Origin of the sequence: Pseudoalteromonas luteoviolacea CPMOR-1 (assembly GCF_001625685.1) — a bacterium.
Classification (GTDB): domain Bacteria; phylum Pseudomonadota; class Gammaproteobacteria; order Enterobacterales; family Alteromonadaceae; genus Pseudoalteromonas; species Pseudoalteromonas luteoviolacea_K.
On sequence record NZ_AUYC01000022.1, the window covers coordinates 180136 to 191247 of the forward strand.

Sequence of the window (11112 nt, forward strand, 5' to 3'; positions counted from 1 at the left end):
GCTTAATCAATCTTTAAATAGACTTAAATCTTTTTAAATAGCAATGAGCCGTTGGTACCACCAAAGCCGAATGAATTACACAATGCATAGTCTAACTTCGCATCTCTAGCAGTGTGTGGCACATAATCTAAATCACAGCCTTCGTCAGGATTGTCTAAGTTAATCGTTGGTGACACTTTCTGGTCTACCAATGACAAGATACTAATGATTGATTCAACTGAACCTGCAGCACCCAGTAAGTGACCCATCATTGACTTAGATGAGCTTACCATAACGTCTTGTGCTGCATTGCCGAAAATAGACTTAACTGCAGATGTTTCAGCAATATCACCAGCCGGTGTCGACGTACCATGCGCATTAATATAACCAATTTGCTCAGCATTCACACCAGCGTCGTTCAGTGCGTTTTCCATAGCAAGTGCAGCACCTGAGCCATCTTCTGGTGGCGAGGTCATGTGATAGGCATCGCCGCTCATACCAAAACCAACGAGTTCAGCATAGATTTTAGCGCCACGCGCTTTCGCATGTTCATACTCTTCAAGCACGATCACACCAGCACCATCTGCTAATACGAAACCATCACGATCTTTATCCCAAGGGCGAGATGCCGCCGTTGGGTCGTCGTTACGCGTTGATAAAGCACGCGCTGCACTGAAACCGCCCATACCAATCGGTGTAGATGCTTTTTCTGCACCACCAGCTACCATCGCATCCGCATCGCCATACGCAATCATACGAGCAGCATGACCAATATTATGAAGGCCTGTCGTACACGCTGTAACGATTGAAATGTTTGGACCTCTCAAGCCATGCATAATAGACAAATGCCCTGAAATCATATTGATGATTGTAGAAGGCACATAGAAAGGCGATAGCTTACGAGGACCGCTGGCGATCAATTTGTGGTGATTCTCTTCAATAAGAGTTAATCCACCAATCCCTGAACCGACCGCAACACCAACTCGTGCAGCGTTCTGTTCAGTGATTTCTAAACCTGAATCCTTTAATGCCTGGACACCAGCTGCGATGCCATACTGAATAAACAAGTCCATTTTTTTTGTGTCTTTTTTGGACATGTATTCTGTTGCATCAAAGTCGTTAACTAAGCCAGCAAACTTAGTTCCAAAACTCGATGTATCAAAATGCGTAATGTTTGAAATGCCACTACGACCTTCTAATAGGCCTTGCCAGGTTGACTGAACATCATTACCTAGCGGCGTCAACATACCTAAGCCAGTTACTACGACTCGACGTTTAGCCACGGTTTCCTCCAAAAAGGGATTTGAAATTTTGCGGGGGTAGAATGAATGAGGGCAGCGAGTGCTGCCCTTCAGATCCGTTAATTACTCAGCGTGAGCAGTAACGTAGTCGATCGCTGCCTGAACAGTAGTGATTTTCTCAGCTTCTTCATCAGGGATCTCAGTGTCGAACTCTTCTTCAAGAGCCATTACAAGCTCTACAGTGTCAAGAGAGTCTGCACCTAGGTCGTCTACGAAAGAAGCTTCAGATTTTACTTCTTCCTCTTTAACACCTAGTTGCTCAACGATGATTTTTTTTACGCGTTCTTGGATGTCGCTCATTCTTCTTTCCTTTATTAAAACGCTTTTGCGTTAATTTCAGATTGCGGCGTAGTTTACGGCGCATCATGTATTGATTCAAGGATTGACTATGACTTTTTTGTCTGGTCAAACCTGTTACTAAATTTTTTTACTCTTTATCGCCTATTTTCAGGGCAATTTCAAGCTAGTTTGCGGCAAGATCACAAAAATTTAAATTATTTTGTAATCTTTATACCATATACATCGCACCGTTTACGTGTAATGTCTCACCAGAAATATATGCTGCCGCATCAGAAGCAAGATAGGCAACTGCAGCTGCAATTTCTTCTGGCTGACCTAAACGGCCTGCAGGTACGTTTGCTAATGTTGCCGCTTTTTGATCTTCTGTTAGCTCATCCGTCATATCTGTTTTAATAAAACCTGGTGCAATGACGTTTACCGTAATACCACGAGAAGCCACTTCACGAGCAAGTGACTTAGAAAAACCAATAACGCCCGCTTTCGCAGCAGCATAGTTTGCTTGACCAGCATTACCCATCGTGCCAACCACTGAGCCAATATTAATAATACGACCTGATTTTTTCTTCATCATAGGACGAAGCACTGCTTTAGATAAACGATAAATGGCACTTAAGTTTGTGTCAATAATATCAGTCCACTCGTCATCTTTCATACGCATAAGAAGATTGTCACGTGTAATACCAGCGTTGTTAACCAACACATCGATATCGCCAAAGTCTGCTTTAATCTGCTTTAATACAGCGTCGATAGACTCCACATCAGTGACATTTAGCTTATAGCCTTTGCCATTTTCGCCTAAGTACTCACTGATTCTTTCAGCACCTGAATCACTTGTTGCTGTACCAAGTACAGTTGCACCCTGTGCTACCAAAGTCTGCGCTACAGACTTACCAATACCACGGCTTGCACCGGTTACTAATACAATTTTATCTTTAAGATCAAATATATTTGACATTTTTCTTCTCTATTATTCTGCACTTTCAACTGATGCTAAATCGTTAGCAGCAGCACATTTAACTGATTTGTCTATTCTCTTTGCTAGACCTGTCAACACTTTGCCTGGACCAAATTCATAGGCTTGAGTGATTTCCTGCGCTGCTAATTTTTGAACTGTCTCAGTCCAACGTACAGGGCTGAATAGCTGTCTCACTAACGCATCTTTTATTTCAGCAGCACTCGTTGCTACCTCAACATCGACGTTATTAATAACTTGATATTTAGGCTCTGCAAAAGTCAAAGCATCAAGATCAGCAGCTAAACGCTCTGCAGCTGGCTTCATTAATTCACAGTGAGAAGGCACACTCACCGATAAAGGTAGCGCACGCTTGGCACCAGCTTCTTTACATGCTTCACTTGCACGCTCAACAGCCTCTTTGTGACCTGCAATAACAACTTGACCGGGCGAGTTATAGTTAACCGGAGAAACAACTTGCCCTTGTGCAGCGTCTTCACACACCTTAGCAATGACATCATCACCTAATCCGATAATTGCTGCCATTGAACCCGTGCCTGCAGGCACTGCTTCTTGCATGTATAAACCACGCTTTTCAACTAACTTAACTGCCGCTGCTAATTCCAATACGCCAGCACAGACTAATGCTGAGTATTCACCTAAACTGTGACCAGCTAATACGAGTTCAGCATCTACATTTTTTGCTTGCCAATGGCGGAAAATGGCAACACTAGCAGTCAACAATGCAGGTTGCGTTTTATGCGTTTTATTTAACTCTTCTTCTGGGCCATTTAAGACCAAAGCTTGAAGGTCATAGCCAAGCGCTTCCGATGCCTCAGCAAAGGTGTTTTTAACAATATCAGAAGACGCTAATAGCTCTGATAACATACCAACACTCTGAGAGCCTTGGCCTGGGAAAAGTAAAGCAATTTTTTGTGACATAAGATGCTCTTTTACTCGTCTTTAAATTTGATCACTCACAATCAGCGTGACAGACTGATCTAGAACGCCAATTGTCGAAGTATGACTAAATTTGGTTATTCAAAAACAACTTTATTAAAAAAAACCGGTAATTTCGCTGAAAGTGTGGCGTTCGTGCTAACTAATAGACGTTTCTTCCACATCAGTCATTTTTTCAAAAGCTGTTTGTATTTTTTCGGGAATGCGTCGATTAACCTCTCTAACAGCTTCATCGATCGCTGCTAAAAATGCCTTATTCGAAGCATTTCCATGACTTTTTACGACAATACCACGCAATCCTACCAGACTTGCACCGTTATACTGGTCGGGGTTCACCTTTTTATAGAGTTTTTTTATCACTGGGCGTAGCAAAAATGCAAGAGCCTTATAAAAAAAGTGTTTTTTCAGGGCTTTCGTGAATTTTAGCATGATCAACTTCGCAATTCCCTCGCAAGTTTTTAATGCAATGTTCCCCACAAACCCCTCGCAGACGATAACATCTGACTTACCTGAAAAGATATCACTGCCTTCGCAGTAACCTTGGTAATTCAAATGCTCACACTCAGACATTAACTTAGCAGCTTGTTTGATACCTTCATGCCCTTTAATGTCTTCTGCACCAATATTAAGCAAGCTCACTTTTGGATGTTCTTTATCTAGAGACTCGCCAGCAACGATTGACCCCATGATGGCAAATTGAAATAACGTTTCAGGGTCGCACAAAACATTCGCCCCTAAATCGAGCAGGTATACAGGTTGCTTCTGTTCTGTGGGCATAGAGGTAATAAGCGCAGGTCTCTTTATACCTGGTAGCATTTTTAACACGTAATGTGCCATAGATAACAAAGCGCCGGTGTTACCAGAACTTACGCATGCCTGAGCCTGCCCTGATTTCACAAGGTCAAGCGCAATGCGCATTGAAGAATTGCGTTTATTTCTGAGCGCGTGTGCAGGTTCACAATTATTTGTGACAACTTGATCGCAGTGCTTTATTACCAGTCTTGGATGATTTAATTGGTTTTCTTTACTCAGCGCCTGTCGCAATACAGCTTCATTACCGCATAACAACAAAGTGAGATTTGGGTATTTATCAACTGCGAGAATAGCAGCTGGAATAGATGAACGGGGGCCGTAATCGCCCCCCATCATATCTAACGCAATGGTTAGATTAGTCAGCATAAAGCAATCTCTTACTTAGAAATTACTTTAACGCCTTTGTAGTAACCATCTGCAGTTACGTGGTGACGACGATGAGTCTCACCTGAAACTTGGTCTACAGTTAAAGCTGGTCCGCTGATAGCATCGTGTGAACGACGCATGCCACGACGTGAACGAGTCACTTTGCTTTTTTGTACCGCCATTAGCCTTCTCCTAAGAATCTTTCTTAAGTTGTTTTAAAATTTCAAATGGATTTGGTTTACTTTCTTCTGTTTCGATTTCGCCAAAGCTCACAGGCTTATTTGAAAACGAACATGAAGCTTCATCATGCATAGGAACTATAGGAATCGCTAAAATCAATTCATCTTCGATCAGTTCTCGAAGATTGATTTCACCTTCTTCATTTAATTCCACCACATCATAGCTTTCTGGAAGATCATCCGACTCTGCACCTAATCCGACTGGCGAATACGCAAAGTCTTGAGCCAAATCCAACCCTAATTCATCATTACAACGTTGACACACCAAAGTCACTTGCGTTCGAGCTGAGCCTCGAATTACAACCAAACCTTGCTGATCAATATCGCAATGAATAGTTACCGCTATTTCACCTACCTGATCCTGCACAACTTGCTGCAGTCGAGAAAGTTCTTCAAGCGACACAATGCCGTCATAAGTAGCTCGACGTTGCGCTGCCCTGCCGGGATCAAGAGTGATGGGAATTTTCACCTTTTGCATAGGGGCTGCATCATATAGATTGTTAGTGGTTTAGTCAAAGTAAAAATAAACTTTCCTATTGTTTTTCGCCGACTAACGCTTATCCTTGTCTCAATTACTCAGTTCAGATAAAAATAGATACATGAAAACACCTCTTATATTAGCCTCTAGCTCACCATTTAGGCAGCAAATTTTAAAAAAAATTGGCCTTGCTTTTTCTACATTTTCTCCCGACATTGATGAATCAGCCTTAGCGCATGAGTCACCACAATCTCTGGTAAAGCGCTTAAGTGAAAATAAAGCAAAAGTGGCACAGCAACATTTCTCCCAAGGACTGTCTATTGGCTCAGATCAAGTAGCTGTATTTAATGATGAAATTTTAGGGAAACCACATAATAAAGAAAATGCCATCAAACAACTTACTTTGTTTAGTGGGCAATGTGTCACCTTTTATACAGGGTTGAGTGTATACAATATTGAAGAACAAAGATGTATTTCTAAAGTTGTGCCATTTAACGTTTACTTTAGAAACCTAACTCAAGCTCAGATTTCTAACTATTTAGACATCGAGCAACCATACAATTGTGCTGGCAGTTTTAAAAGTGAAGGCTTAGGCATTTGTTTGTTTGAAAAATTAGAAGGGGAAGACCCAAACACATTGATTGGCCTTCCTCTCATTGAGTTGACTAAATCACTTGCTGAATTTGACGTCGATGTCTTAGAGCAAGCAAGTCAATAACTGATCGAACTCATCAACGATATGAACTGGTGAAAAAGCCTGTAGCTCAGTGGCATTTGCAACACCAAATGTCACACCAATGGCAGCCACGCCAGCTTGCGACGCCATATCCATATCAATTGTTGTGTCTCCTATCATCACAGTCTCTTGTGGCGCGACATCTAGTTCTGTCAAAATCTGTTGTATCATATCTGGACTTGGCTTCGACTGGGCTTCATCGGCAGTCCGCGTACAAACAAAATAATGTGCTAGGCCCGACTCATTAAGCAATCTATCCAGCCCTTGACGACTTTTCCCCGTTGCGACGGCCAGTTTAATATTATTCTCAGATAACTGTTTTATAACCTGTTCAACACCATTAAAGAGCTCAGTAGGCGTGCGATCTACATCTCTATAAATCGTTTTATAAGCAGCAGCCAACTCTGCACTTCTCTTTGCTTGTGCAGGAAACAAAGTTGCTAAAGCATGCTCAAGTGATAGTCCAATAATACTTTTGGTTTTTTCTTCGCTCTCTCTTGAAAACCCATACTGATCTGCGACTAGGTTAATGGTATTCACAATTTTAGGCACCGTATCCATTACCGTGCCATCCCAATCGAATATAACTAACTTATAATCCATTCTCTGCTCTTAATGTCTTTATACAATCCAACAGTGCGTCATCCAAAGGGGCTTCAACGTGAACAGTTGTCTCTGTTTTAGGGTGAAAGAAACGAAGTTCTCTTGCATGTAAAAACAGACGCCCAAGACCTTTTCCACGCATTTGCGCATCAAATGCTTGATCCCCATACTTATCATCACATGCAATGGGATGACCTTTACATTGAGTGTGTACACGAATTTGGTGCGTACGACCAGTTACAGGAGATGCCTGAACTAACGTCGCACCATTAAACCTTTCTAATACACGAAAACGCGTATGAGACGCTTTGCCTTCTTCATGGTCAACACGAACAACTCGCTCACCTGACTTTAACGTATTTTTCCTTAAAGGCTCTGTCACATTTTTATGTTTTGAAGACCATTCTCCAGCTACAAGTGCCCAATAGTTCTTCTCCATGGTTTTCTCTCGTAGCTGCTCATGCAACCCTTTTAATACGGCTCGTCGTTTCGAAATCAAAAGACAACCTGATGTATCTCGGTCTAGGCGATGAACCAGCTCTAGCGATTTTTCTTGCGGCCTTAATGCTCGGATTGCTTCAATTAAACCATAGCTCAGACCGCTCCCGCCATGTACTGCCATTCCTGAAGGCTTATTTATAACAATCAGGTACTTATCTTCATATATTATGCAATCTTCAAGACCTGCAACCCTATCTAAATTTTTGGGAACAAATTCCGTTTTCTCGGCGGTTTTAACCGGTGGGATCCGAACTACGTCATCAATTTGCAGTTTATATACCGGCTTAACACGCTTTTTGTTAACGCGTACTTCGCCCTTTCTCAAAATTTTATAGACAGCACTCTTTGGCACACCTTTTAAGTGGGTAACTAAAAAGTTATCAATACGCTGACCTAACTGATCTTCGGTGATAGTTACAAAGGTAACTTGTAAACCATTCTTTTCTGACATTGCCTAATCACTGATTTGAGTAATAATTTAGTTGCTATCACACAGTTATTAGTGGGATAATCGTCTCGCAAATTTTGCGAGCATTGCTTTTTATCGCAAATAAACTGTCGTGATGCACATCTTGGGTGGAGGATCATACAGATCAGAGCTAAGATTTCCAAAGCTTTTATCTCCGACCCAAGACAATTATTACGTGTAATTGGCATAAGGTGAAGCGTGTAACAGTTCATCCTTGTATCGCCAGACGCGACGTACGAGTAAATAAAAGCAAAACTATCGTGTCTTGTGTAAATTTGTGGGTGTGTTTAACCCGAGCGAGTTCTGTAGCAAAAGTAAAAGCTATTTTTTTAACCCGTCGACAATATGATTCAGGCATAAGTGTTAAAACAGACTAAGTTCCCTTCTCCCCAGTCGTGAGACTGCATCAGTAACAGGAACATTTAAACTGCCTGCAATGGCGCACAAGAATAGTATAAGTAGAATTTTATCGCCCCGACGACATATAAGTATGGGAAGATAAATAAAGTAAATAGAGTATAAGAAAATATGAAACGCATGCTAATCAATGCAACGCAGCAAGAAGAAATGCGTGTTGCACTGGTTGATGGCCAGCGTCTATACGATTTAGATATAGAGAGCCCAGGTCACGAACAAAAGAAAGCCAATATTTATAAAGGCAAAATAACCCGTATTGAACCCTCACTTGAAGCTGCTTTTGTCGATTATGGCGCAGAGCGTCACGGCTTCCTTCCCCTCAAAGAAATCGCTAAAACTTACTTCCCTGACGGCTACACGTTTAATGGTCGCCCAAATATCAAAGATGTGATCAAAGAAGGTCAGGAAGTTATTGTTCAAGTCGACAAAGAAGAGCGTGGACAAAAAGGCGCAGCATTAACAACCTTCATCAGCGTTGCTGGTAGTTATTTGGTACTCATGCCAAACAACCCTAGAGCCGGTGGTATTTCTCGCCGTATTGAAGGTGATGAACGCATCGAGCTTAAAGAAGCGTTAAGCCGCCTTAAGCTGCCTAAAGGCATGGGGCTTATCGTTCGCACCGCCGGGGTTGGCAAGTCATTTGAGGAACTTGAATACGACTTAAAAGCACTTCTAGTGCATTGGCAAGCCATTCAAGAAGCTGCTGACAGCCGTAAAGCACCTTTTTTAATCCACCAAGAAAGCAATGTTATTTTCAGAGCGATTCGCGATTACCTTCGCCGTGATATTGGTGAGATTTTAATTGATAAGCAAAAAGTGTTCGATGAAGCCAGAGCGCATATTGAACGTTTCAGACCAGACTTTATAAACCGTGTGAAATTGTACAAAAACGATGTACCGCTGTTCACACACTACCAAATTGAAAGTCAAATTGAATCTGCATTCCAACGCGAAGTTCGCTTACCTTCTGGTGGCTCAATTGTCATCGATCCAACAGAAGCACTTACTTCTATCGATATCAACTCGTCTAAAGCAACAAAAGGCGGAGATATAGAAGAAACAGCGCTTAATACAAACTTAGAAGCTGCAGATGAAATTGCCAGACAGTTAAGACTTCGAGATCTGGGTGGTCTTATTGTCATCGACTTCATTGATATGACACCGCCACGTCACCAGCGTGAAGTTGAAAATCGTTTAAAAGAAGCGGTTAGAGCTGACAGAGCACGTGTCCAAATCGGTAAGATTTCAAGATTCGGTCTGCTAGAGATGTCACGTCAACGCTTGCGTCCATCTCTTGGCGAAGCGAGCCAACATACATGTCCACGTTGTAGTGGCCAAGGTACGATCCGCTCCAATGAGTCAATCGCATTGTCAATTCTAAGATTGATCGAAGAAGAGGCGATTAAAGAAAATACTGCTCAGGTCAATGCACAAGTTCCTGTCAAAGTCGGTTCATTCTTACTCAACGAAAAGCGTCGCGCGGTGCAGCGTATTGAGAAAAGGCACAACTGTCATGTTGTCATTATTCCAAACCAGCATTTGGAAACGCCACACTATGAGGTAATTCGCCTCCGTAAGGATGATGTACCTGAACTTGCTAGTTATGAGCAAGTAGCAGAACCAGAAGCTGATATTGTAGAAGTGCAAATGACGCAGGCAACCCCTAAAGAGGAGCCTGTATTAAAAGGCGTGGTAATGCCTACATCGCCAGCCCCGGCTTCTCAGCCAGAGGCCAAGAAAGCACCTCAGGCATCAACTTCTAAAAAGTCTGAGCAAACTCCTAGTTTATTTACACGCGTAACTAATTGGTTAAAAGGCTTACTCTCTTCTGAAGAGGAGCAACCTAAAGAAGATGAGAAGAAGCAGCAACCAAAGCGCCGTGGAAAGCAAGACAACCGTCGTCGCAATCAAAGACGTAAAGGTCGTGGACGTGGTGATGCACAAAAAGAAACAACCACAAACGAGAATTTAGGCAAAGGCGAAGAAAAAGATCGTTCAGAGAACCAAGAACGCTCTGAAAATCGTAACAAGCGACGCCGTCAAAACAACCGTAAACGTGTAGATTCTGATAAGCAGAAGAATGTTAGCAGTGAGAATCAAAAACAAGATACTCAGCAGGAGCAAAAAGAGAAGCCTGTTAAGCAACGTCGTCAGCGTCGCAATTTACGTAAGAAAGTGCGTGTTGAAAACCCCGTTGAAACGACTCAAGAAACCGTTGCAACAGAGGCTCCTCAAGCATCTATAGAGACTGTACGCGCTGAAAAACAGGTTAAACCTGTTGAAGAAGCACCAGCAGTTGAAGAGGTGAAGCATACTGATTCGGAAACGTTGGAAAAAGCTGAAGCTGCTGTTCAATCAAATAACATTGATGAACGTGAGCAAGCAGAGACTGTCGCAGCGGTTGCTGAACATACTGAAGAAGCAGACACGGATAAGCGTGAAGCAAAAACTCGCTCGAGACGTTCTCCTCGTCATCTAAGAGCAGCAGGACAAAGACGTAAACGCGGTGAATCAGCAAATCGTCAGTCTGCACCTGCTTTTGTCCCTGTTGCAGATCAGGCTGCGGCTGAATTTGAAGCACAACAACGCTCTGGTGAGACTCAAACGATTGAGCAAGCCCCCCTAGCTGGACAAGTACCTGTTATTGAGTCAACACCTTTGACTGAACAGGCACCTGTAACAGAGCCTGCACCTGTAGCAGAACCTGCACCTGTAGCAGAACCTGCACCTGTAGCAGAACCTGCACCTGTAACAGAGCCTGCACCTGTAGCAGAACCTGCACCTGTGGCAGAACCTGCTCCTGTAGCAGAAGCTGCACCTGTAGCAGAAGCTGCACCTGTAGCGGAGCCTGCACCTGTAGCAGAGCCTGCACCTGTAGCAGAAGCTGCACCTGTGGCAGAAGCTGCACCTGTGGCAGAAGCTGCACCTGTGGCAGAGCCTGCACCTGTAGCAGAAGCTGCACCTGTAGCAGAAGCTGCTCCTGAAGCAGAGCCTGCAC

11 protein-coding genes are annotated in these 11112 nt (G+C 42.9%); 2 read left to right on the forward strand and 9 right to left on the reverse strand.

Annotated features, from left to right (window positions below):
• Nucleotides 1–23 precede the first annotated feature (23 nt).
• The 7 genes from fabF to yceD form a co-directional block, all read right to left on the reverse strand.
• The gene (gene fabF, locus N473_RS09695; RefSeq protein ID WP_063367733.1) at nucleotides 24–1262 is read right to left on the reverse strand and encodes a beta-ketoacyl-ACP synthase II; all 1239 of its coding nucleotides are present in this window, start codon (nucleotides 1260–1262) and stop codon (nucleotides 24–26) included.
• An 81-nt stretch (nucleotides 1263–1343) separates the two neighbouring features.
• Nucleotides 1344–1580, reverse strand: coding sequence for an acyl carrier protein (acpP, locus tag N473_RS09700; RefSeq protein ID WP_010374019.1), 237 nt, complete (start codon nucleotides 1578–1580; stop codon nucleotides 1344–1346).
• 208 nt (nucleotides 1581–1788) lie between these two features.
• Nucleotides 1789–2535, reverse strand: coding sequence for a 3-oxoacyl-ACP reductase FabG (fabG, locus tag N473_RS09705; protein ID WP_063367734.1), 747 nt, complete (start codon nucleotides 2533–2535; stop codon nucleotides 1789–1791).
• Nucleotides 2536–2547: 12 nt separating this feature from the next.
• Entirely contained in the window at nucleotides 2548–3474 is a 927-nt protein-coding gene (gene fabD / locus N473_RS09710; RefSeq protein WP_063367735.1) for an ACP S-malonyltransferase, read from the reverse strand.
• A gap of 156 nt (nucleotides 3475–3630) precedes the next feature.
• On the reverse strand, nucleotides 3631–4671 hold the full coding sequence (gene plsX, locus N473_RS09715) for a phosphate acyltransferase PlsX (RefSeq protein ID WP_063367736.1): 1041 nt from the start codon (nucleotides 4669–4671) through the stop codon (nucleotides 3631–3633).
• Nucleotides 4672–4682: 11 nt separating this feature from the next.
• Nucleotides 4683–4853, reverse strand: a complete 171-nt coding sequence (gene rpmF, locus N473_RS09720) for a 50S ribosomal protein L32 (protein WP_023400289.1) — start codon at nucleotides 4851–4853, stop codon at nucleotides 4683–4685.
• A 10-nt stretch (nucleotides 4854–4863) separates the two neighbouring features.
• Nucleotides 4864–5388 (reverse strand): 23S rRNA accumulation protein YceD, encoded by a 525-nt coding sequence (gene yceD / locus N473_RS09725; RefSeq protein ID WP_039607834.1) that lies wholly within the window; start codon nucleotides 5386–5388, stop codon nucleotides 4864–4866.
• Nucleotides 5389–5509: 121 nt separating this feature from the next.
• Between yceD and N473_RS09730 the strand changes: the two genes are divergently transcribed.
• Nucleotides 5510–6106: a Maf family protein gene (locus N473_RS09730; RefSeq protein WP_063367737.1), complete on the forward strand. Its 597-nt coding sequence runs from the start codon at nucleotides 5510–5512 to the stop codon at nucleotides 6104–6106.
• Here the strand turns inward: N473_RS09730 and N473_RS09735 are convergent.
• The gene (locus N473_RS09735; RefSeq protein WP_063367738.1) at nucleotides 6086–6727 is read right to left on the reverse strand and encodes an HAD family hydrolase; all 642 of its coding nucleotides are present in this window, start codon (nucleotides 6725–6727) and stop codon (nucleotides 6086–6088) included. The genes N473_RS09730 and N473_RS09735 overlap by 21 nt on opposite strands.
• Nucleotides 6717–7679: a 23S rRNA pseudouridine(955/2504/2580) synthase RluC gene (gene rluC, locus N473_RS09740; protein WP_063367739.1), complete on the reverse strand. Its 963-nt coding sequence runs from the start codon at nucleotides 7677–7679 to the stop codon at nucleotides 6717–6719. The genes N473_RS09735 and rluC overlap by 11 nt, the downstream gene beginning before the upstream one ends.
• A 546-nt stretch (nucleotides 7680–8225) precedes the next feature.
• On the opposite strand from rluC, the gene rne reads away from it, so the two are divergent.
• Nucleotides 8226–11112 (forward strand): ribonuclease E (gene rne / locus N473_RS09745; protein WP_081221059.1); only part of this gene is annotated, 2887 nt, incomplete at its 3' end.